The organism is Donghicola tyrosinivorans (assembly GCF_003003355.1).
GTDB classification, from domain to species: domain Bacteria; phylum Pseudomonadota; class Alphaproteobacteria; order Rhodobacterales; family Rhodobacteraceae; genus Donghicola; species Donghicola tyrosinivorans.
On the sequence record NZ_PVTQ01000005.1, the window covers coordinates 153527 to 176429 of the forward strand.

24 protein-coding genes are annotated in these 22903 nt (G+C 59.2%); 11 read left to right on the forward strand and 13 right to left on the reverse strand.

The window, feature by feature from the left end; all coding sequences use genetic code 11:
- Positions 1-84: 84 nt before the first annotated feature.
- From CLV74_RS09475 to CLV74_RS09485, 3 genes are all read left to right on the forward strand, one after another.
- The gene (locus tag CLV74_RS09475) at positions 85-423 is read left to right on the forward strand and encodes a P-II family nitrogen regulator (RefSeq protein WP_106263992.1); all 339 of its coding nucleotides are present in this window, start codon (positions 85-87) and stop codon (positions 421-423) included.
- Positions 424-471: 48 nt separating this feature from the next.
- On the forward strand, positions 472-1878 hold the full coding sequence (glnA, locus tag CLV74_RS09480) for a type I glutamate--ammonia ligase (protein WP_106263993.1): 1407 nt from the start codon (positions 472-474) through the stop codon (positions 1876-1878).
- A gap of 145 nt (positions 1879-2023) precedes the next feature.
- Complete coding sequence (locus tag CLV74_RS09485; RefSeq protein WP_106263994.1) at positions 2024-2818, forward strand: lytic murein transglycosylase; 795 nt, start codon at positions 2024-2026, stop codon at positions 2816-2818.
- 6 nt (positions 2819-2824) lie between these two features.
- Here CLV74_RS09485 and CLV74_RS09490 read toward each other — a convergent pair whose 3' ends face one another.
- Positions 2825-3565 carry a heme-dependent oxidative N-demethylase family protein gene (locus tag CLV74_RS09490; protein ID WP_106263995.1) on the reverse strand — a complete coding sequence of 247 codons (741 nt, stop codon included), beginning with the start codon at positions 3563-3565 and terminating at the stop codon, positions 2825-2827.
- 128 nt (positions 3566-3693) lie between these two features.
- Here CLV74_RS09490 and CLV74_RS09495 point away from each other — a divergent pair, with 128 nt between their 5' ends.
- Positions 3694-4917, forward strand: coding sequence for a bifunctional alpha/beta hydrolase/OsmC family protein (locus CLV74_RS09495; protein WP_106263996.1), 1224 nt, complete (start codon positions 3694-3696; stop codon positions 4915-4917).
- Here the strand turns inward: CLV74_RS09495 and CLV74_RS09500 are convergent, their stop codons facing one another.
- Positions 4918-5334 (reverse strand): DUF6314 family protein, encoded by a 417-nt coding sequence (locus tag CLV74_RS09500; protein ID WP_106263997.1) that lies wholly within the window; start codon positions 5332-5334, stop codon positions 4918-4920.
- Between the two features lie 76 nt (positions 5335-5410).
- On the opposite strand from CLV74_RS09500, the gene purB reads away from it, so the two are divergent.
- From purB to CLV74_RS09520, 4 genes are all read left to right on the forward strand, one after another.
- On the forward strand, positions 5411-6718 hold the full coding sequence (purB, locus tag CLV74_RS09505) for an adenylosuccinate lyase (RefSeq protein ID WP_106263998.1): 1308 nt from the start codon (positions 5411-5413) through the stop codon (positions 6716-6718).
- Positions 6719-6920: 202 nt separating this feature from the next.
- Complete coding sequence (locus CLV74_RS09510; protein WP_106263999.1) at positions 6921-7508, forward strand: P-loop NTPase family protein; 588 nt, start codon at positions 6921-6923, stop codon at positions 7506-7508.
- 82 nt (positions 7509-7590) lie between these two features.
- Positions 7591-8649 (forward strand): FliG C-terminal domain-containing protein, encoded by a 1059-nt coding sequence (locus tag CLV74_RS09515; RefSeq protein ID WP_106264000.1) that lies wholly within the window; start codon positions 7591-7593, stop codon positions 8647-8649.
- Positions 8650-8726: 77 nt separating this feature from the next.
- A complete protein-coding gene (locus CLV74_RS09520) occupies positions 8727-9662 on the forward strand; it encodes a lysophospholipid acyltransferase family protein (RefSeq protein WP_106264001.1) in 936 nt (311 codons plus the stop codon).
- On the opposite strand, the gene CLV74_RS09525 is transcribed toward CLV74_RS09520, so the two are convergent.
- Positions 9626-10333, reverse strand: coding sequence for a DUF1223 domain-containing protein (locus CLV74_RS09525; protein WP_106264002.1), 708 nt, complete (start codon positions 10331-10333; stop codon positions 9626-9628). The genes CLV74_RS09520 and CLV74_RS09525 overlap by 37 nt on opposite strands.
- Before the next feature lie 214 nt (positions 10334-10547).
- Between CLV74_RS09525 and acnA the strand changes: the two genes are divergently transcribed.
- Positions 10548-13322, forward strand: coding sequence for an aconitate hydratase AcnA (acnA, locus tag CLV74_RS09530; protein WP_106264003.1), 2775 nt, complete (start codon positions 10548-10550; stop codon positions 13320-13322).
- A gap of 149 nt (positions 13323-13471) precedes the next feature.
- On the opposite strand, the gene CLV74_RS09535 is transcribed toward acnA, so the two are convergent.
- From CLV74_RS09535 to CLV74_RS09580, 10 genes are all read right to left on the reverse strand, one after another.
- Positions 13472-14011 carry a DsbE family thiol:disulfide interchange protein gene (locus CLV74_RS09535; RefSeq protein ID WP_106264004.1) on the reverse strand — a complete coding sequence of 180 codons (540 nt, stop codon included), beginning with the start codon at positions 14009-14011 and terminating at the stop codon, positions 13472-13474.
- A complete protein-coding gene (gene ccmD, locus CLV74_RS09540; protein WP_211299025.1) occupies positions 14004-14162 on the reverse strand; it encodes a heme exporter protein CcmD in 159 nt (52 codons plus the stop codon). The genes CLV74_RS09535 and ccmD overlap by 8 nt, the downstream gene beginning before the upstream one ends.
- Complete coding sequence (locus tag CLV74_RS09545; RefSeq protein ID WP_106264005.1) at positions 14159-14887, reverse strand: heme ABC transporter permease; 729 nt, start codon at positions 14885-14887, stop codon at positions 14159-14161. Before CLV74_RS09545 ends, ccmD begins: the two co-directional genes overlap by 4 nt.
- Before the next feature lie 37 nt (positions 14888-14924).
- Positions 14925-15581, reverse strand: coding sequence for a heme exporter protein CcmB (gene ccmB / locus CLV74_RS09550; RefSeq protein ID WP_106264006.1), 657 nt, complete (start codon positions 15579-15581; stop codon positions 14925-14927).
- Complete coding sequence (gene ccmA / locus CLV74_RS09555; protein ID WP_106264007.1) at positions 15578-16192, reverse strand: heme ABC exporter ATP-binding protein CcmA; 615 nt, start codon at positions 16190-16192, stop codon at positions 15578-15580. The genes ccmB and ccmA overlap by 4 nt, the downstream gene beginning before the upstream one ends.
- Before the next feature lie 136 nt (positions 16193-16328).
- Entirely contained in the window at positions 16329-16682 is a 354-nt protein-coding gene (locus CLV74_RS09560; protein ID WP_106264008.1) for an Mth938-like domain-containing protein, read from the reverse strand.
- A gap of 72 nt (positions 16683-16754) precedes the next feature.
- The gene (secF, locus tag CLV74_RS09565) at positions 16755-17726 is read right to left on the reverse strand and encodes a protein translocase subunit SecF (protein WP_106264009.1); all 972 of its coding nucleotides are present in this window, start codon (positions 17724-17726) and stop codon (positions 16755-16757) included.
- A 1-nt stretch (position 17727) separates the two neighbouring features.
- On the reverse strand, positions 17728-19392 hold the full coding sequence (gene secD / locus CLV74_RS09570) for a protein translocase subunit SecD (protein WP_106264010.1): 1665 nt from the start codon (positions 19390-19392) through the stop codon (positions 17728-17730).
- 30 nt (positions 19393-19422) lie between these two features.
- The gene (gene yajC, locus CLV74_RS09575; RefSeq protein ID WP_106264011.1) at positions 19423-19707 is read right to left on the reverse strand and encodes a preprotein translocase subunit YajC; all 285 of its coding nucleotides are present in this window, start codon (positions 19705-19707) and stop codon (positions 19423-19425) included.
- 143 nt (positions 19708-19850) lie between these two features.
- A complete protein-coding gene (locus CLV74_RS09580) occupies positions 19851-20744 on the reverse strand; it encodes a calcium-binding protein (protein ID WP_106264012.1) in 894 nt (297 codons plus the stop codon).
- 393 nt (positions 20745-21137) lie between these two features.
- Here CLV74_RS09580 and serS point away from each other — a divergent pair, with 393 nt between their 5' ends.
- Complete coding sequence (gene serS / locus CLV74_RS09585) at positions 21138-22430, forward strand: serine--tRNA ligase (RefSeq protein WP_106264013.1); 1293 nt, start codon at positions 21138-21140, stop codon at positions 22428-22430.
- Between the two features lie 54 nt (positions 22431-22484).
- Positions 22485-22694 carry a hypothetical protein gene (locus CLV74_RS09590; RefSeq protein ID WP_106264014.1) on the forward strand — a complete coding sequence of 70 codons (210 nt, stop codon included), beginning with the start codon at positions 22485-22487 and terminating at the stop codon, positions 22692-22694.
- Positions 22695-22903 lie beyond the last annotated feature (209 nt).

Sequence of the window (22903 nt, forward strand, 5' to 3'; positions counted from 1 at the left end):
CGCTAGGCTAGAATAAGCTATCCGATTGTGGACCTGAAACAGAAATGATCTGAAGTGACCCAACCCGACATGAGGAGGCAGGCCATGAAGAAAATCGAGGCGATCATCAAACCCTTCAAACTCGACGAAGTGAAAGAAGCACTTCAGGAGGTAGGCGTACAAGGCCTCTCCGTAGTCGAAGTCAAAGGTTTCGGACGCCAGAAAGGCCACACCGAACTGTACCGTGGCGCGGAATACGTTGTCGACTTCCTGCCCAAAGTGAAGATCGAGGTTGTGCTGCCTGCCGATCAGGTAGACGCCGCGATTGAAGCGATCATCAATGCCGCCAAGACCGACAAGATCGGTGATGGCAAAATCTTCGTCAGCCCCGTTGAGCGTGCAATTCGCATCCGGACCGGCGAAACCGACCAAGACGCGCTGTAATTCCGGCGCCGTCTTAAAACCAACCCACCAAAGAGAGGAAAAGGGAACATGAGCAAAGACGCTGTTCTCAAGCTGATCGCAGATGAGGACGTCCAGTACGTTGACATCCGCTTCACCGACCCGCGCGGTAAGCTGCAGCACGTGACCGTTGTTGCCGATCTGGTAGATGAAGACTTTCTGGAAGAAGGCTTCATGTTCGACGGCTCGTCGATCGCAGGCTGGAAGTCGATCGAAGCATCGGACATGAAACTGATGCCCGACACTGACTCGGTCTACATCGACCCCTTCTACGCCGAAAAAACCATCGCGATCCATTGCTCGGTCGTTGAGCCCGACACCGGCGAAGCCTACGAGCGTGACCCCCGCGGTACCGCTGCAAAAGCAGAAGCCTACCTGAAAGCATCGGGTATCGGTGACGTTTCCTACTTCGGCCCCGAAGCAGAATTCTTCCTGTTCGACGACGTCCGTTACTCGGTCGCACCGAACAAAGTGTCGTACCAGATCGATGCAGAGACTGCTGCATGGAACATGGACGCCGAGTTTGAAACCGGCAACCTGGCACACCGCGCTGACTTCAAAGGCGGCTACTTCCCCGTAAACCCCGTGGACGACGCACAGGACATCCGTTCGGAAATGCTGTCGACCATGAAGGCGATCGGCATGAAGGTGGACAAGCACCACCACGAAGTGGCGACCAGCCAGCACGAACTGGGTCTGATTTTCGGAACCCTGGTTGAGCAGGCCGACAACATCCAGAAGTACAAGTACATCATCCACAACGTAGCGCACGCCTACGGCAAAACCGCGACCTTCATGCCCAAGCCGATGGCGGGCGACAACGGTTCGGGTATGCACGTGAACATGTCGATCTGGAAAGACGGCAAGCCCCTGTTCGCTGGCGACAAATACGCTGACCTGTCGGACGAGGCACTGTTCTTCATCGGCGGTATCCTGAAGCACGCGAAAGCGCTGAATGCCTTCACCAACCCCTCGACCAACAGCTACAAGCGTCTGGTTCCCGGTTTCGAAGCACCCGTTCTGCGCGCCTACTCGGCACGCAACCGCTCGGGCTGCGTCCGTATTCCGTGGACCGAATCGCCCAAAGCAAAGCGCGTCGAAGCTCGCTTCCCCGATCCGGCAGCGAACCCCTACCTGGCCTTCGCAGCTCTGCTGATGGCTGGCCTCGACGGCATCAAGAACAAGATCCACCCCGGCGAAGCATCGGACAAGAACCTGTACGACCTGCCCGCAGAAGAACTGGCTGGTATCCCCACCGTTTGCGGCTCGCTGCGTGAGGCTCTGGACGAGCTGCAGAAAGACATGGACTTCCTGCTGGCTGGCGACGTGTTCACCAAAGACCAGATCGAAGGCTATATCGATCTGAAGATGGAAGAAGTGTACTCGTTCGAGCACACTCCTCACCCCGTCGAATACAAAATGTACTACAGCTGCTAATCCCTTCCGGATTGCACTGTATGAAAGGGCGTCCCTCGCGGGCGCCCTTTTTCCTTTTGTGTAAGGCGGTTGCGGGTTGTTCTGTGGCCAAGGCGGGCTAAGCTGGCGATATATTTTACGCCCTTTCCACCATAGGTTTTGCCCGATGAAACTGTTGTCTGCCCTTGGCCTGATCCTGACCCTTGGCACCGCCCCCGCCTTTGCGGCGCCCTGTAGCAACACCTCGGCGGGGTTTGATGGGTGGAAGGCTGACTTTGCCCGCTTGGCCATTCGCAACGGTGTGGGTCAGGCCGGTTTGGATGCACTGGCGCAGGCGCGCTATTCCACGGGAACGATCTCGGCCGACCGGAACCAGAAAAGCTTCAAGTACAGCCTTGAGAAGTTCATGCAGGTCCGCGGCGCCACCACCATCGTCAGTCAGGGACGCAAGCGTCTGGCCCGTGATCGGGCCTTCTATGACGCGTTAGAGCGGATCTACGGAGTGCCAGGAGGTGTCCTGATCGCACTGCACGGGATGGAAACCGGTTTTGGCGGCTTTATGGGTGACACGCCGGTGGTTTCGGCCATTGTGACTTTGGCCTTTGACTGTCGCCGCAGTGATTTCTTCGCGCCTCATGCGCTGGCCGCGCTGCAATTGGTGGATCGCGGTTCTATCAGCGGCGCAACCAAAGGCGCCAAACATGGAGAGTTGGGACACACCCAGTTCCTACCCGGTAACGCCCTTCGCTACGGGGTGGATTCGGACCGCAACGGGCGCATCGATTTCTACAATCTCTCGGACGCTATGGCCTCGACCGCGAACTTTCTTGCGCAAAAAGGCTGGCAGCGGGGGGCTGGCTTTCAGGAAGGCCAGCCGAATTTCCGTGTGATTCAGGAATGGAACGCGGCAGGCGTCTACCAGAAGGCCATCGCCATCATGGCCGCCCAGATTCAGGGGTAACCCCCTTTAGCCAGCGGGGTTGGCGATCTGGAAAGTATGGATCGAGAACACAACCGCGCCGCTTTCCGGCAAGCGAAAGATCACCTGCCGCTCGGATCGGCGATAGGCTGCGCCCGCGTCTTCGGGACGGCGGGGCTTCAGCTTGCTCTTGGGTTGATGCAGCGTCGGATTGCTGTGCCATAGGGTATTGGCCCGCCACAGGGGCCGCCCCACCTGCACCCCGTCAAACAGGCGCTGCACACGCTTGGCCAGTTCCGCATCATACTGAGGCACCGGAATGTGGATGTCGGTCAACGGGCGACCCGCCTTTTCACTGAGCATCCAACTGGAAGGAAAGCACAGAATCGCGGCTGTCAGAATGTGTTCGTCCGAACTTTCGGGCTTTTGCAGGATGCAGTAATCAGCCTGCGAGATTTGCCCGAGTGTCAGCAAAGGCACTGACCAATCCAGTGAAATCTTGCGTCCATCAGGGCGCGTAACCTGTTCCTCCGCAACGATAAAACCGTCTTTCTTCCGCAGCTCATCCAGTGCCAGTGCCAGCAGTTCCCGCGCCGCTTCGCTGGCCTCATCGGACATGTGGTGAACCGCCTCAGGCTGATTTGCGATCAACTGGTCCCGCAAAGCCATCTGGGCTGCATAAACCTCGTCCACCCACAACCAGTCACCGTCTTTCAACGGCTGGATACCGGGCAGGCTCGGTTGCGCTTCAAAGGGGATAGATTTGTGAAGGATCGGTTGGTCTTGCATCGGGCACTTCTATTTTTATTCCGGTGAAACACCGCAAAGTGATCACCTCATCGGCATTCTTGTTTCAATCCTCTTGCCCAAGCGCGCCGTTTGCAACAGCTAGTAAAGAAACCACTTCGGGGAAACGCATGCCACTGGAAAAAGTGACCTTCACGGGACACGCGGGCTATACGCTGTCTGCGCGACTTGAACAGCCGAAAGGTCCCCATCTGGCGACCGCGCTTTTCGCCCATTGTTTTGCCTGCACCAAGGATTCGCTGGCCGCCAGCCGCATTTCCCGCCGTCTGGCAGCCGCTGGCATTGCGGTGCTACGGTTCGACTTCACCGGCCTTGGCCAATCCGAGGGGGATTTCGGGGCGACAACCCTGACCACGAACCTTGAGGATCTGAAAGCCGCCGCAACCTATCTGACCCAGCGCGACATGGCCCCAAGCCTGCTGGTCGGCCATTCGTTGGGCGGCAGCGCGGTGCTGACAGTTGCACCGGACATTCCCGGCATTCAGGCGGTCGCCACCATCGGCGCGCCCTATGACCCCGCCCATGTGACCCGCCATTTCGAACCCGCCCTGCCCGAGATCACAGCCACAGGCAGCGCCGAGGTTGTGATCGGCGACAGCACCCTGCGGATCGGCAAAGAATTCGTCGAATCGCTGGACGAATCGCGCACCCGAAACGCCATCGAACATCTAGGCGCAGCGCTGTTGGTTCTGCATGCCCCCAAAGACGAAGTGGTCAGCATCCAGAATGCCACCCAGATTTTCACCCGCGCCAAGCATCCGAAAAGCTTTGTGACACTGGATAGCTCGGACCACCTGTTGTCGGACCAGCATGACGCGGAATACGCGGCCTCGATGATCGCGGCTTGGGCAACCCGTTACCTGCATCTGACCCCGCCAGCACCGCCCCCCGGTGCGCCTGAGGGCATCATTCAAGTGGCCGAGGCCGATCCAGAAGGTTTCTTGCAAGACATCCAATCCGGCCCCAATCACCACCTTCTGGCGGATGAGCCAGAGGCCTACGGCGGCACAGATCAGGGGTTATCGCCCTATGGGTTCCTGTCGGCCGGTCTAGGTGCCTGCACATCGATGACCATCCGCATGTACGCCCGCAAGCGCGGCGTAGACCTGCGCCACGTGGAAGTTGCCGTAAATCACGACAAGGTTCACGCGCAGGACGCGGGCCTGCCAATTGGCGAACGGATCGACAGCTTTACCCGCGTGATCCGCCTTTTCGGCGTTCCAAACGACATGAACATTCGCAACAAACTGATTGAAATCGCAGATAAATGCCCAGTTCATAAAACTCTAGAAGGATGCGCTGCGATCAACACCGAAGTCGAGTTTATCGACTGATCACAGCGGGCTAAACTGGGTCTCCATCCGGTAATCCTTACGCGGGCCCTTGACGATCCAGACCGACCGCCAGCGCGGCCAGTCCGAGAAATCATAGGTCACGTCATACTGATCCGGATCGCACCAATGGGCAGCCTCGGGCGCGGCCTGCCCCAGATCGAACGAATGGAAATACCGGCCATCGCCGAACAGCACATCCACGCGCCCTGCACCTTCCCGCCACAGGTAATCGCGGGTCGCCTGCATCCGGCCACCGCCCATCTCAAGCCATCCGTTTTCGTGATAGGCCAGCCCCTCGGCGTCAGCCGTAAACCGTGCCTCGCCGGTCAAACGGCCCACTTGGCCCGCCTTCTGGTCGGCAATCTCGCGCATAATACGCCAGTTTCCGGCGAAATCTGTCAGTGCCTGCGGTCCCATCGCCCGCCTCCGCTTGTTCATATGGCTTTCAAGGTCTATGACGCGCGCAACGCTAAACGCAAGGAAGGGCCAGCCGATGATCCCCCGTTACTCCCGTCCCGAAATGACCCAGATCTGGGAACCCGCAACCAAGTTCAAGATCTGGTACGAGATCGAAGCCCACGCCTGTGACGCACAAGCCGCGCTGGGTGTGATCCCGCAAGAGAACGCGGACGCGGTCTGGAAAGCCAAGGACGTGGAATTCGACGTGGCCCGCATCGACGAGATCGAAGCCGTCACCAAGCACGACGTCATCGCGTTCCTGACCCACCTGGCCGAGCATGTGGGCAGCGAAGAAGCCCGCTTTGTGCATCAGGGCATGACCTCGTCGGACGTGCTGGACACCTGCCTGAACGTGCAGCTGGTCCGCGCCTCCGACATCCTGATCAAAGACATGGAAGGCCTGCTGGCCGCCCTGAAAAAGCGCGCGATGGAGCATAAGAACACCGTCCGCGTCGGCCGCAGCCACGGCATCCACGCCGAGCCCACCACCATGGGTCTGACCTTTGCCCGCTTCTACGCGGAAATGGACCGCAACCTTGCGCGTCTGAAGGCCGCTCGTGAAGAAATCGCCACCGGCGCGATCTCGGGCGCGGTTGGCACCTTCGCCAACATTGACCCCCGCGTCGAAGAGCATGTTTGCGAAAAGCTGGGTCTGAGCCCCGAACCGATCAGCACACAGGTTATCCCCCGCGACCGTCACGCCATGTTCTTTGCCGTGCTGGGTGTGATCGCCTCGTCGATCGAGAACGTCGCGATTGAAATCCGCCACATGCAGCGGACCGAAGTGCTGGAAGGCGCGGAATTCTTCTCGATGGGCCAGAAAGGCTCGTCGGCGATGCCCCACAAGAAGAACCCCGTTCTGACCGAGAACCTGACCGGTCTGGCCCGTCTGGTGCGCATGGCCGTTGTCCCCGCGATGGAAAACGTCGCCCTTTGGCACGAGCGTGACATCAGCCACAGCTCGGTTGAGCGCGCGATTGGTCCCGACGTCACCATCACCCTTGATTTCGCGCTGGCCCGTCTGACCGGTGTGATCGACAAGATGTTGGTGTTCCCGCAGAACATGCTGGACAACATGAACAAATTCCCCGGTCTGGTCATGTCACAGCGCGTGCTTCTGGCTCTGACCCAAGCGGGTGTGTCGCGTGAAGACGCCTACTCGATGGTGCAGCGCAACGCCCTGAAAGTCTGGGAAGATCGCGTCGATTTCCGTGAAATGCTGCTGGCCGATGCCGAAGTTGTCGCCGCTCTGGGCGAAGACGGCATCAACGCCAAGTTTGACATGGACTACCACACCAAACACGTGGACACGATCTTCAAGCGCGTCTTCGGCGAAGCCTGAGTTTCGCCTGAAGCCGACTGACATTAGCCGCCGCGCTCACCCTGAGCGCGGCGGTTTTTCTTTGACCAGAAGGTTAAAAGAAACTGTTACTCAAAGATTAAGAAATTGTTGCTTTATGCTGCACCTGCAAAGTAACCTTTCGGGTAGGGTTTGACCCCAAAGGTCTAGCCTCGCGTTGAAATCCGAAGTGGAGAGTCATGTTATGTCTCGCAGAATCCACATTTTAGGTGCCGCCGGGTCTGGTGTTACGACTCTGGGCCGAGCGTTGTCCGAGGCTCTAAATGTGCAGCTTCTGGACACAGACGATTTTTACTGGAAACAAACTCCGGTCCCCTACTCCGAGAAAACCACCGTGCCTGAGCGCCTGATCGCGATGCGTCAAGCTTGCGAAGGCCGCGACTGGATCATATCCGGCTCGCTCATGGGTTGGGGCGAGGAGCTGGTCGAGGACGCCGATCTTCTGCTGTTCGTCTACACCCCTGCGGCCCTGCGCATGAAACGTCTGAAAGAGCGCGAGATTGCCCGCTACGGCGACCGCATCCGCGAAGGCGGCGACATGTATCTGACCCACGAATGTTTCATGGGTTGGGCCAGCCGTTACGACAATCCGCGTTTCGATGGGCGCAGCCGCAAGAACCATCTGAGATGGATCAAGAAAATGGGCCTGCCCGTGGCCCATCTGGATGGCCGGATGTCTGTGTCCCAATTGACCCGTCACGCCCTGACCGTCCTGCAACACCGCAGCGCCTTTGAACAGTTGGACGCGCGCACGCCGATCCTGCAACTGTGATCTGATCGGAATTATCTGTTTTCCGGTAAGGGTTTCTTCACGAACCCCCAGCTAAGGTGGCCACGTATAAGACGAGGCCCCAATGACCCAAGATCTGGCTCAAATCGCACCCAATGCCAGCCGCGCTCCGGCGGTTTTGACCCGTCGCCATAAGGCGGCAATCATCGTGCGTTTTCTGATGTCCGAAGGGGCGGATATCCCGATTTCCGAATTGCCCGAACATCTGCAACAGGCCCTGACACAGGCCATGGGACAATTACGCCTGATCGATCAGACAACGCTGACAGGGGTGGTCACCGAATTCACCGAAGAGCTTGAGGCTGTGGGTCTGTCCTTCCCGGACGGGCTTGCGGGCGCTTTGGATGAACTGGACGGCTGCCTTAGTCCGGAAACCTCGGCCCGCCTGCGGCGTGAGGCAGGCGTGCGCCAGAAAGGCGATCCTTGGGCCCGTGTCGCGGGCCTAGAAAATGACGCCTTGCTGGAACTCATTGGCCGCGAAAGCACCGAGGTCGCGGCGGTCGCGATCTCTAAACTGCCCGTGGACAAGGCCGCGACCCTGCTAAGCCTGATGCCGGGGACTGAGGCGCGGCGCATCGCCTATGCGGTCTCACAGACCGAAAAAGTGACGCCTGAGGCGGTCTATCGAATCGGTCTGGCGCTTGCGACCCAGATCGACCGCAGCCCCCAACGGGCCTTTGAGGCGCCTCCTGCGAAACGTTTGGGCGAGATTTTGGATGTCTCGAAATCCTCGACCCGTGAAGAGGTGCTGACTGGCATTGAAGAGAATGACGCGGACTTCGCTCAGGCCCTGCGTCGCGCAATTCTGACCTTCTCTGACCTGCCAGAGCGTTTGAAACCCTTGGATGCCCCCACCCTTGCCCGCGAAGTCGGGGATGAAATGATGGCCACAATCATCGCAGGGACAGACGAAGGGCAGGATCGCGATGCCTGTGACTTCCTGCTGGAAAACATGTCAAAGCGTCTTGCGGACCAGTTGCGCGAAACCGCCCGCGAGATCACGCCCCCCGACACCGCACAGACCGAAAACGCGATGGCGCAGGCGATCAAGACCCTGCGCCGCTTGCAAAACGAAGGAGAGATTACTCTGCTGGTCCCCGGCCAAGGGGTTCGCCAGAATTAACCATCCGGTCAGCCTTGTGAACAAACCCATCGCTCTTTATGTGAATGGGTCACACAGGACGGAATGGATCAAAGCCGATGACCGACAGCGCAGCGCGCACCGAGATCACAGGCACTTGGAGCGAATGGGCTCAGGACCGTGCCTTGCGCGGCTTGATCCGCACGGCGCTGGCGCTGCCCTACGCACAGCGCGTGGCCCTGATGGGGCATGTGGTCCAGCGCTGGATCGCGCCCCGTGCTGGGTATCTGGATCGGGCGATCAGCAATCTGGACTATGTCTGGCCCGAAATGGATCAGGACGAAAAGCGCCAGATTGCCGAAGGGTGCTGCAACAACTTCGGCCGCACCACGATCGAGAATTATTCGCTCAAGGATCTGTTCAAACGGGCCGACAGTACAACGCTTAGCGGTGACGGGCTGGACGCGATCCACAAAGCCAAAGCCGAAGGACGGCCGGTGCTGTTTGTCACCGGTCACTTCGGCAACTTCGAAGCGCCCCGCGCCGCGCTGGTCAAACAGGGTTTTCAGATTGGCGGGCTCTATCGCCCCCTGTCGAACCCCTATTTCAACCAGCATTACGCGCAGAACATGCATGATCTGTGCGGGCCGGTGTTTGAACAGGGGCGTCGCGGCACGATGGGTCTAGTCCGGCACATGCGGCAAGGCGGCATGGCTGTTCTGCTATTCGACATCTACGACAGTGGCGGCGTGCCTGTTGATTTCCTTGGGAAACCTGCGCCGACCCTCACGTCGGCGGCAGAGATCGCGGCCAAAACCGATGCGCTGCTGGTGCCGTTCTTTGGCATCCGCCAGCCGGACGGCCTTGGCTTCAAAGCGGAATTCGATGCGCCCTTAACCGCAGGGGATGCCGTCGCGCAAACCGTTGCGATGACACAAACGCTTGAAGCGCGAATCCAGCGTCATCCGGAACAGTGGTTCTGGGTCCATCGCCGCTGGAAACCGGGGCGACAGGAACGTCAGCGCAGAAGGGCCGCAGCCTCGATTGCACCCTGACGGGGGTGCTGAAGGATCAGCGCCAAAGGCTGATTAGCGGGCGTCTCAGGCAAGGTCATGGACAGGGTGCCCTGCCCATCCCATTCCGTCAGCACCTGCCACGATGTGACGACGTTTACGTAAGTCACTTCTTTGCCCGCATTCTCGCCCCTGCCGATTTTCACGGTCTCGCTCGGGGTGTAAGACACCAGTTGCAGCAACATCGGCTCTTTCGCAGCGGGCATCTGGTAGACACTGACTGTCAACTGATCGCCCGCAAGGCTGGCGGTCATGTCCGATCCCCCCCGCGTCTCAGACACGCGCATCAGCGCGTCGGCCACATCCATCGGGCGGTTTCCAACCACATGAGTCTGACCTTCCAAGATCATCTGGGGGGTGTAGATCATCCGCTCGCCCATAGCGCGGGCATAGCCCTTTTGGCGCTTGGTAAATTGCGGCATCGCAAATTCATCGGGCCAGCCGATGTAATCCCAGTAATCCACGTGCAGCGACAGGGCCAAAACGTCATCGCGACTGGCCAGCTTGGCTAAGAGTGCATCCGCCGACGGGCAGGACGAGCATCCTTGCGACGTGAACAGTTCAATAACGATCGGATCGGGTTCCGCCTGTGCCCCCTGCGGAGCTGCTGCAAAACAGGCCAAGACCGAGAAAAGCGCGCCGATCCGTTTCATTCCAACCCTTCATCCTTGATGCGTCAAACTGTGTTACGCCATTTTCCAAGTGAAAACCAATCAACGAATTGCGAGAGATTTTACAGCACACAGCATCGTGAAACAAGTTTCGTATACATTTGCATACAGCGGAACTTGTAAAGGCCGAACCGCGTTTTAAGTCCAAGACATAATGTTTCCAGCTTTACCCCCACCATTTGAAAGGCAGGCCAGAATGACCATTCAGACCGGCACAGACACCGCAAAAACCCGCAGTACTTTGAGCGTCGGGGATCAGTCTGTTTCCTACTATTCGATTTCCGCCGCACAAGACGCAGGGCTTGGCGATTTCTCGAAACTGCCTGCAGCATTGAAGGTGGTGCTGGAAAACCTGCTGCGGTTTGAAGACGACGGCTTCTCGGTCTCGGTCGATGACATCAAAGCGTTTTCCGACTGGGCCGCACAAGGGGGCCAGAACCCGCGCGAGATTGCCTACCGCCCTGCCCGCGTGCTGATGCAGGATTTCACCGGCGTTCCGGCGGTGGTCGATCTGGCAGCGATGCGCGACGGGATCAAGGCTCTTGGCGGCGACGCACAGAAGATCAACCCTTTGAACCCTGTGGATCTGGTCATCGATCACTCGGTCATGATCGATGAATTCGGCAACCCACGGGCTTTCCAGATGAATGTGGACCGCGAATATGAGCGGAACATGGAGCGGTATCAGTTCCTGAAATGGGGGCAAACCGCGTTCGAGAATTTCCGCGTTGTGCCACCGGGAACAGGTATTTGTCACCAGGTGAACTTGGAATATCTGGCGCAGACCGTCTGGACCGACACGGATCAGAACGGGAACATCGTGGCCTACCCCGATACGCTGGTGGGCACTGACAGTCACACCACGATGGTAAACGGCGCGGCTGTTCTTGGCTGGGGCGTTGGCGGGATCGAAGCTGAGGCGGCAATGCTGGGGCAGCCAATCTCGATGCTGATCCCCGAAGTGGTGGGCTTTGAGCTGACCGGCGAGATGGTCGAGGGCACCACCGGCACCGACCTTGTTCTGAAGGTCGTCGAGATGCTGCGGGCCCACGGCGTGGTGAATAAATTCGTCGAGTTCTATGGCGCGGGTCTAGACAACCTGCCGCTTGCACAGCGGGCCACCATCGCCAATATGGCCCCTGAATATGGTGCGACCTGTGGTTTCTTCCCGATTGACGCCGAGACCCTGCGCTATATGCAGCAGACCGGCCGCGACAAGGACCGCATCGCGCTGGTCGAGGCCTATGCCAAGGCTAACGGCATGTGGCGCGGCGCGGATTATGCGCCGATCTACAGTTCGACCCTCTCGCTGGATATGGGAACCATCGTGCCCGCGATCTCGGGGCCGAAGCGGCCGCAGGATTACATCCCGCTGACCGACGCGGGCAGCGCCTTTGGTCAGTTTGTGAAAGGGATTCGCGACGGGAGAGACGCCAGCGCCAAGGAAGAGGTCCGCTGGGAAGGTGAAGGCGGCGCACCCGAGCCGCGCGATATCCCCGGCGACACCGGCCATCATAAGAAGGGTTGGTACAAGACCGACGACGGCGCATATCAGCTGCATGACGGCTCGATTGTGATCGCGTCGATCACCTCCTGCACCAACACCTCGAACCCATATGTGATGATCGGGGCCGGTCTGGTGGCCCGCAAGGCGCGCGCGCTGGGGCTGGACCGCAAACCTTGGGTCAAGACATCGCTGGCACCCGGATCGCAGGTGGTTTCGGACTATTTGCAGGCGGCAGGTCTGCAAGAGGATCTGGACGCCATTGGCTTTAACCTTGTGGGCTATGGCTGCACCACCTGTATCGGCAACTCTGGCCCGCTGGATGCGCCGATCTCAAAGGCGATCAACGATTATGATCTGATCGCGACCTCGGTCCTGTCGGGGAACCGCAACTTTGAGGGTCGGATCAGCCCCGACGTGCGGGCGAACTATCTGGCCTCGCCGCCGCTGGTGGTGGCCTATGCGCTGGTGGGCGATATGAATGTGAACATCGCCACCGATCCGCTTGGCAAGGACAAGAACGGCAATGATGTCTACCTGAAAGACATCTGGCCTTCGAACGCCGAAATTGCCGAGCTGGTGCAAAAGACCGTCACCCGCGAGAGCTTTCAATCGAAATACGCCGATGTCTTTAAAGGCGATGAAAAATGGCAGGCGGTCGAAGTCTCGGGTGGCGAGACCTACGACTGGCCGCCGAGTTCGACCTACATTCAGAACCCGCCCTACTTTCAAGGCATGTCGCCCGAAAAAGGCAGCATCAGCAATATCGAAGGGGCCCGCGTTCTGGCAATCCTTGGGGATATGGTCACGACCGACCACATCTCGCCCGCGGGATCGTTCAAGGAAAGCACCCCTGCCGGTCAGTATCTGCGCGACCATCAGGTGCCCGTGCGCGAGTTCAACAGCTATGGCTCGCGCCGAGGCAACCATGAGGTCATGATGCGTGGCACCTTCGCCAATATCCGCATCAAGAACGAGATGCTGGAGGGGATTGAGGGCGGCTACACCAAAGGGCCGGACGGGGCGCAGACCACGATCTATGAGGCCTCGATGGCCTATCAGGATCAGGGCACGCCTTTGGTGATTTTTGGCGGCGAGCAATATGGTGCGGGCTCGTCCCGCGACTGGGCCGCGAAGGGTACCGCGCTGCTTGGCGTGAAGGCCGTGATCGCCGAGAATTTCGAGCGTATCCACCGGTCAAACCTAGTGGGCATGGGGGTGATCCCGTTCGAGTTCACCGGCGGCGACACCCGCAAGACCTTGGGGCTGAAGGGTGATGAGACCGTCAGCATCGAAGGTCTGGATACGGTGAAGCCCTTGGCCGAAGTGCCGTGCCACATCACCTATGGCTCTGGCGAGACCAAGACAATCACCTTGAAATGCCGGATCGATACGGCTCCCGAGATCGAATACATCGAGAACGGCGGCGTTCTGCACTATGTGCTGCGCAATCTGGCCAAGGGCTGATTTTTTCGGCTTTTTAAACACTTAGCAGCGTCTCTTGATGGAGGCGCCGCGCTGTTTTTTGAGTATTTATGCAATAAAGAAGTTTGCAGTTTGCACGGGATTTGCGCCCCCGACATGAGTACTTGGATCAAGAAGAAGCCTTGATCGGGTCACTTGTCTTTCAGCTGTTCAAGAGCGGGACGCAGGGTATCTTCGATATTGCGCTGGATGACAGGACCGGCAATCCGCAGGATGATCTTACCTTCACCGTCCACCAGATAGGTTTCAGGCACGCCGTAAACGCCCCATTCCAGCGCCATGCGCCCTGCCTCATCCGCGCCAATTGCGGTGTAAGGGTCGCCAAGCTCGCCCAAGAATTTAAGGGCTGCTTCGGGTTTGTCCTTATAGTTCACACCGTAGATCGGGATGCCTTCGCCGGCGAGTTGCGTAAGGCTTGGATGCTCGACCCGGCAAGGAGCGCACCAGCTGGCCCAGAAGTTCACCAGTTTGATCTGGCCGTCACGCAGTGTGGCATCATCAAAAATGGGCTTATCCGCAAGCGGTGTCACGGCCACGACTGGCGCTTCGCGACCGGCGAAAGCCGTTGGCAGTTGCTCTTTGTCCTGCTTGTACATGCCCACGTAGAACATGCCTGCCAATGCGGCGAAGATCACCGGCGGCAGGATCATCAGCGGTGAGACTTTAGCCATCGCGGCGCATCCTTTGTTCGATCTGTTCCAGTGCGCGGCGGGATTTGCGCGAGCGGTAGATATAGAACACCACCAGTGCGGCCATTAGCACCAGCGAGGCGGCGTAGGCCGACAGAACCGTATCTGCGTATTTACCGAGATCGGGGATCATGACATGCGCTCCCGTGCCAAAAGCGCCCGCGTCCGGCGCGCTCTGATTTCCGTATGGGTGCCTGTCAGCACCAGATAGAGGAACAGCAGCACAAAGGCACCCATGCAGACCAGCAGCGGGACCCAGAAGACGTCGGCCACGTTCTCTTCCTTATCCATGCTCAGCGATGCGCCCTGATGCAGGCCTTGGTTCCAGAAGTTTACCGCATAGCGCGAAAGGATCGCGAAGACCGAGCCCACAAGGCACAGGATACTGGTCAAGTCGGCGGCGGTGTCATCATTCTCGATCGCGCCCCAGAGGGCCATGTAACCGAGGTAGAAGAGAAACAGAACAAGGAATGAGGTCAGGCGCGGGTCCCACTCCCACCAGGTGCCCCACATGGGTTGGCCCCAGATCGCGCCAGTGACCAGTGCGATGACAGTCATCGTGGCGCCCACCGGCGCGGCGGCCTTGGCGGCAAGAGCGCTGACGTGATGGCGACGGATCAGCCAGATCAGCGAGGCGACCAGCATCATGAACCACGCGTTGATGGCCAGAAAAGCCGAAGGCACATGCAGATAGATGATCTTGACGGTCGAGCCCTGCCGGTAGTCGTCAGGCGTCAGGAAGAACCCCCAGAACAAGCCGACGACCAGAAGGACCGCCGCCAATGCGCCGATCCACGGCAAAACCGGTCCGGTGGTGTCCATGAATTTCTTAGGGTTCGCGTATTCCCAAATCGACATGGGGCGATTTTCCTTTCGGATCAGTGGCTCTTGCTGCTTAACGCAGGTTTATACGCAGAACGGCGGCGCTAGCGAATGGCAAAAGCGCAACTGCGGCAAATGTGATCCCTGCCAGCATCAGCACGGGTACCTGAGTGGCCATGCCTTCAGCGCCGCGCCGCGCGACTTCGGCGCCAAAAATCAGGGTCGGCACATAAAGCGGCAGCACCAGCAGCGACAGCAGCAACCCCCCCCGCTTGATGCCGACAGTGAGGGCCGCACCAAAGGTCCCGATCACGCTGAGCGCCGGTGTCCCGGCGCCAAGCGAGACTACCAGCCAGACAAACCCTTCGGTAGGCAGATTCAGCAGAATGGCCAGTGCAGGCGCGGCCAGCACCAGAGGCAGACCTGTGGTTAACCAATGGGCCAAGGCCTTCATCGTCACAATCCCCTCAAGGGGGACCGGCGCGGTTGCCAGAAGGTCCAGACTGCCATCTTCCCAGTCCAGCGCAAAAATCCGGTCCAGAGACAGAAGGCAGGCCAACAGCGCGCCGATCCACAGAACGCCCGGGGCGATACGCGAGAGCAACCCGCTTTCAGGGCCAACCCCGAAAGGAACCAGCACCACCACGATCAGGAAAAAGGCCAGACCCAGACCAAAACCGCCGCCCGCCCTTACGGCCAGCTTCAAATCGCGCAACAGCAGCGCCTTCATAGGAAGCCTCCGTCAAAATCATCGACCGCGGGCAGCTTGGCTTTGTAGCCGGTCACGTCAAAGACCTGCGCCTCCAGACCCAAATCGATATGGGTCGCCATCAGGGCCATGCCCCCGCCCGCCAGATGCCCCCGAACCGCATCGGCAAACAGCGCGACCGAGGCCACGTCCAACGACACAGTTGGCTCATCCAGAACCCAGATCGGGCGTCCGGTCACCATGAGGCGCGCCAGCCCGAGGCGGCGCTTTTGTCCCGCCGACAATGATCCCGCTGGACGATCCGCCAGTTCTACCAGATTGAACGCCACCAACGCCGCTTCAATGGATGCCACGCCGAAAACTGCCGCCCAAAGGCGCAGGTTTTCGGACACCGTCAAAACCTGTTTGATCCCGTCCGCATGGGCTGCATAGGCGACACGATCCTCGGCGCCTTCGACCGAGCCCGCCATCGGAGGCTGCAATCCTGCCACCGTCCGCAGCAGCGTGGTTTTTCCCGCCCCGTTCGGCCCGCGCAGGACAATCGCTTGCCCCTCGGACAACCGGAAGGAAATCCCCTCCAGCACCGGCAAGCCGCCACGGGCCACAGTCACATCGTTCAGAACCAGATCCATGGTCAAAGACCTATCCTAGCCCACCGCAAAGGAAAAGCGCCCGTGCCTGCACATTCCGCCGCAGGCAGCGAAGCCAATCCTCGACTTCTTTATCGAATAAATACTCACCTGCACGCCATTCATCAAACGCACGCGCTCAAACAGCCAGCAAGGCGGCGGCAATCCGGCGCCCTTCGGAAAGCAGCACGTTGTAGGTCCGGCAAGCCGCGGGCGAGGTCATCGATTCGACACCAAGGCCCGCCTCTTCCAGCTGGTTGCGCAGACCGGTGGGGATATGGGCCACCTCTTCGCCGGTGCCGATAAACAGAACATCCACCTGCCCCACCAGCGCCAGCAGCGGCTCGGCGTCGTCATAGCCGCCCCAGCCCCGAACGCCGGTATCACTGATCAGAACCGAGCCCTCGACCACTTGTCCGCCAATGCGGAAGAACCCCGGCCCGTAGCCATCCACAGGAACGGCCGATGTGAAAACCACCTCGTTCATACGCATGGGTGTGATCCTTTCAACTGCGCGCTCCTACAAAGAAAAAAGCGCGGAAACCATGTTCCGCGCTTTCTAGCATCAACTGTCGATGTTGGCGAACTGATTGCCTGTTGGCCCGTCCTTGTCCTTGGACCAGTCGCGCTTGACGCCCAACTGCAACAGGATGGTCGAGGCCACAAAGATCGAACTGTAGGTACCGACCACGATCCCCCAAGTCATCGCAAAGACGAAGCCTCGGATCACATCGCCCCCCAGCACCAGCAGCGCAATCAGCGCGATCAACGTGGTGAACGAGGTCATGAACGTCCGGCTCAGGGTCTCGTTGATCGAGAGGTTCAGCAGCTCTTTCAGTTCCATCTTCTTGTATTTGCGCAGGTTCTCGCGAACCCGGTCAAACACAACCACCGTATCGTTCAGCGAATAGCCGACGATGGTCAGCAGCGCCGCGATGATCGCCAGATCGAAACGGATCTGAAGTTCCGAAAAGACGCCGATCGTCAGGATCACGTCGTGGATCAGGGCCACAACCGCGCCTACGGCGAACTGCCATTCAAAGCGCATCCAGATGTAGACCAGCACCACGGCAATCGCCACGATCACCGCCAGAGCTGCCGTCTGGATCAACTCGCCCGAGACCTTCGGCCCCACGCTTTCGACCGAGATGAACTTGATGTCAGGCACATCAGCCGCCAGTGCGGCCTCAACGGTGGCAATCATCTCGGCGCTGATGGATTCCTCTTCGTTCTGCGCCTGAATGCGGATCATGCTGACGTTCTTGTCAGGACCGAAACCGGGGTCGAAGACCTCGGTGATGGTCACATCGCCAAGCGCCAGCCCCGCAAGCGCATTGCGATAGCCGCCGATATCCACCGGCTGTGCGCTTTCGGTCCGGATCGTCGTGCCGCCACGAAAGTCGATCCCGTAGTTCAGGCCCCGCAGCATAAAGCTGCCAAAAGCCAGAACGATCATGACCATCGAAATCCCCAGCCATAGCTTTGCGCGGCCAAAGAAATCGAACTTGGTGTCATCGGGTACAAATCTCAAACGCATCTCAGACCTCGATGGTTTTGGGGCGCTTGCGGTCGAACCACAGGACAACCAGCAGACGGGTGACATAAACGGCGGTGAAGACCGAGGTAACGATCCCCAGACCCAGTGTCACGGCAAAGCCCCGCACCGGACCCGATCCCATCACGAACAAGATCACAGCCGTCAGGAAGGTGGTCAGGTTAGCATCCACAATCGCGCTAAGAGCCTTTTCATAGCCAAGCGAGATCGCACGGGCCGGACCTTTTGCAGTGCGCAGTTCCTCGCGGATACGCTCGAACACCAGCACGTTGGCGTCCACTGCCATACCGATGGTCAGAACGATGCCCGCGATCCCCGGCAGGGTCAGCGTGGCCCCCATCAGCGACAAGAGGCCAAAGATCAGCGCCACGTTGATCACCAGTGCGATGTTGGCAAAGATGCCAAAGAGACCGTAGCTGGCCACCATGAAGCCGACCACCGCAAGCGACGCGACGACCGACGCAAGCTTGCCGGCATCAATGCTGTCCTGCCCCAGTTCGGGGCCAATGGTCCGCTCTTCAAGGAAATCCAGACCGGCAGGCAAAGCGCCCGCCCGCAGAAGGACCGCCAGATTGGTGCTTTCCTCAACGGTAAAGTTACCGGTGATGATGCCCGACCCGCCCGGAATGTGGCTTTGGATTACCGGCGCGCTGACGACTTCGCCGTCCAGAACGATGGCAAAGGGGCTGCCGATATTCTCGGCGGTGTAGTCCCCGAACTTGCGCGCGCCTTGGGGATTAAAGCGGAAGCTGACCGCAGGGCGGCCATTCTGGTCAAAGGACGGCTGCGCATCCACCAGCTGCTCGCCAGTGACAACCGGCGCTTGCTCTAGGATGTAGTAGACATCTTTTTCGTCCAGCGACGGCAGCACTTCGTTGCCCACACCAGGGGCAGCATCGGCGCTGTTGGCACGGCTTACGACGGGCTGGAAGGTCAATTGCGCGGTGGTGCCGATGATGGCCTTCAGCTCAGCGGCGCTCCCGATACCGGGCACCTGAATCAGGATCCGGTCAGTGCCCTGACGCTGAATGGTCGGTTCACGGGTGCCAACTTCGTCGATACGGCGACGGATAATTTCCAGCGCCTGACGCAAGGTCCGCTCATCGGTCGCCAGCTTTTCAGCCTCAGACAAGGTGATGATGACGTCGGCCCCTTGAGCGATCACATCCAGATCGCTCGCACCCGCACCGGTCAGCGAGGTCACAGGACGGGCCAGACCGCTAACAACCTCGACCGCGCGGTCGATGCCTTCGGGCTGGCTGATACGCACACGCAGCTGGTCAGCAGCGTCTGTTTCCTGAAGCCGAATGGTACCGACGGCGGCACGCTCGCCCCGCAGAGCATCGCGCACCTCGGGCCAGAGGGCCTCCATGCGCTGGACATAAACATCTTCCACCCGGACTTCGGCCAGCAGATGGGCACCGCCCCGCAGGTCAAGACCAAGGTTCACAATGCTGGAAGGCAGGAACGACGGCCAGAGACCGGCCTTTTCCTGATTTTCCGGCGTATCTGCGCCTTTTTCAATCGCCGCCTGAGCGTCATTGGACTGCTCGACGCGGCTGTAAAACGCATTGGGCAGCGCCAGTGCCAAACCGATGGCCACAAGGCCCCAGATCAGCACGCGCTTCCACAACTCAATCTGAAGCATCCGCTGCCCCTTTAAGTCTGGGTGAAATAATTACTCGGACTTCGCCGGTTCGGTCTTGCTCAAAACCTGCGCAATGGTCGACTTGACGACGCGAACTTTGACGCCTTCGGCGATTTCCAGTTCCACTTCGTTGTCGTCTTTGACTTTCGAAACCTTACCGATCACGCCGCCTTGGGTGACAACCTGATCGCCGCGACGCAGGTTCTGAACCATATTCTGATGTTCTTTCATCTTTTTCTGCTGGGGACGGATCAGCAGGAAATACATGATCGCGAAGATCAGGATGAGGGGCACAAACTGCGCGAATGCTTCCATTGGAGGTCTTCCTTGTCAAAGTAGGCGGGTTTTCCCGCGTGTCGGGCGGAAACTATGCGCGGCAAGCATGCTTTGCAAGGCACGGCGGGGCGCATTTCCCATGCACCCTGCCCATTCGTCCTGATAGTTTGCGCAGATCGCGGTCAGACGCCCGCTGTCGCGTAGACATTCCCCGACAACTGAGACGCCAGAACATCACGCACCAGCATCAGATCATCGCCATTGTACGACAGCATCGCGCCCTCGGCGGTATCGCGGATACTGATGGACACATTCGCCCGCGAGGCAGAAATGACGTCAGAGTCATCATAATCGATGTAAATAATTTCGCCGCTTTCATAGTCGTCGATTTCCAGCACATCTTCGTCGCCGGTGTAGACCGTGTAGAAAAAGTCATCGCCCGCGCCGCCGATCAAAGTATCGCCGTGATCCCCGATCAGCGTGTCATTGCCGTCACCGCCATCCAGAATATCCTGACCGTCAAATGTCCGGTCCAGCGTCTCCATCGCGATTAGCATGTCATCGCCGCTGCCCCCCAGCAGGGTCGAGCTGCCGTCAAAGTCCATCAGCAAATCAACGCCGTCGCCACCGATCAGCGTGTCTTGGTCATTCTCATCGGCAAGACCATCCAGAATGATGTCATCGCCAGCGCCACCGTCATAATAGTCGGTGCCATCGGCAATCGAGGTAGAGCCCCCGGTGATCACCCCCATGATGTCCCCGACAATGGCATCCGCCAGCGCGGCCGCGGCGGTCGCGTTACCTTCAAGGTTCTTGGTGTCCACATCAGGGAATTCGCCACCGATCAGCATGTCATCGCCGTCGCCCCCTTCGATCGTGTCATCGCCGGCGCCCGACAGGATCAAATCTTCCCCGCCGCCACCTCTGATCAGGTCATCGCCTTTCGAGCCCGCAAGAACGTCATTGTCCTCGGACCCCTCAAGGTTCTCGTCTTCGGCGCCGAACATGCCCTCACCGGTAATTGACGAGTAGACACCAGCCATTCCCAACATGCTGAAAAGCATTAACAAAAGCATTGGTTACTATCCTCACGTGCAAACATCTTATATCTGCAATCAGAGCTAACAAATTACTGAAATATCCAAAGGATTTTCTGGACTAGCCAGAAATGGCGAGGCCCCCCAAAGGTATCACTCAAATAACTGATTTTAAACGAAATTTCAGAAAACCTGCGTCTTCAAAAGGTGAAAACTTGGTAAATGCCAGAAAATGACCCACTTTACGTCCCGTAATCTGCCGGACGACCGCCAGAAAGCTGCCGCATTTCGCGCCTGACACCTGCGTCACCCGCCCTGCAAGCACCGAATCGCAACACCGCAAAAGGCGAACGGTCAAACTCCTTACGCCTTGGGTACACCTTGGCGAAAATCTGGGGCATAAGACCCGCGACGACTCAGGAGACAAAACCCATGCATGACATCCGCTACATCCGCGAGAACGCAGCAGCTTTCGACGCCGCACTTGCCCGCCGGGGCATGGAGCCTGTCTCGCCCTCGATCCTGGCCGTTGACACCGCGCGCCGCGAAAAGATCCTGGCCGCCGAAACCGCGCAGGCTGAACAGAACAAGGCCAGCAAGGAAGTGGGCGCAGCCAAGGCCCGCGGCGATGAGGATGAATTCCAGCGCCTGCGTACCCTCGTGGCCGACAAAAAGGCCGAAGTGGCCCGCCTGAACGATGAGGCCAAAGCCGAAGACGCCAAGCTGGCCGAGATGCTGATGGGCATCCCCAACCTGCCCTTCGACGATGTGCCGGACGGCGCCGATGAGGAAGACAACGTCGAGATCAAACGCTGGGGCACCCCGCGCGAGATCGATTTTGACGCCAAAGAACACTTTGAAATCGCAGGCGTCGTGCCCGGTATGGACTTTGCCACCGCAGGCAAGCTGTCCGGCTCGCGCTTTGTGGTGCTAACCGGCTCCATCGCCCGCATCCACCGCGCTCTGGCCCAGTTCATGGTGAACACCCATGTGGACGAAAACGGCCTGACCGAAGCTTGGACCCCCGTTCTGGTCCGCGAAGAGATGATGTACGGCACCGGCCAGCTGCCGAAGTTCGGCGAAGACAGCTATCAGACCACCAACGGCTGGTGGATGGTGCCCACCGCCGAGGTCACCCTGACCAACTTCGTCAATGGCGAGACCATCGAAGAGGCAACCCTGCCCCGCCGCTACGTGGCCCACACCCAGTGCTTCCGCTCGGAAGCCGGCAGCGCAGGCCGTGACACCTCGGGCATGCTGCGGCAGCACCAGTTCGAAAAAGTCGAAATGGTCTCGATCACCAAACCCGAAGACAGCCGCGGGGAACTGGACCGGATGACCGCCTGCGCCGAAGGCATCCTTGAACGCCTCGGCCTGCCCTACCGTACCGTTGCGCTCTGCACCGGCGACATGGGCTTTGGTGCGCGCCGCACCCATGACATCGAAGTCTGGCTGCCTGGTCAGAACAAATACCGCGAGATCAGCTCGGTCTCGGTCTGCGGTGACTTCCAAGCCCGCCGCATGAACGCCCGCTTCAAGCCCACAGGCGGCGGCAAGCCCGAATTCCTGCACACCCTCAACGGCTCGGGCCTCGCTGTAGGTCGCTGCCTCATCGCAGTACTAGAGAACGGCCAGCAAGCAGACGGCAGCATCACCCTGCCAGAGGTCCTGCACCCCTACTTGGGCGGGAAAACCACCCTGACCGCCGAAGGCACCCTGATCTGATCAACAAGACGCCCGCCTCGCAAAAGGCGGGCGTTTTCAATTCGCAAGAACATAATGCGCCCGAACGGCAAATCACTGAACCGGCACTTCAAGAGCCCTGTATCAGCGGCTGGCACCGGCGCGATCCTATTTCTGATCAGCGTTCCGCTGCACCTATTGGCCCCTGATCAGACCTCGGTGCTGATCGCTCCCCTGACCCTCACACTTATCGCTGGCGCCTACATCAGCTTCGGCGCGACCTCCGCACTGGCCAGCACATTCTGACAAGAACTCACCGTCGCCCTGCAGTTCAGCGCATGCGCCTTCGCAGGTTTCACCTTCGATACGCGATTGATCCCCGCAGTGCGCGCAGCGGTCTTCCTGCTAATCCGACTGCCTTCCTAAATCTGCCCAAACAAAAAGGCGCCAAGCTCGCGCCCGCGCCTTTCATCTTGGTTAAAATACCTTCGGGGGTCCGGGGGCAGACAGCCCCC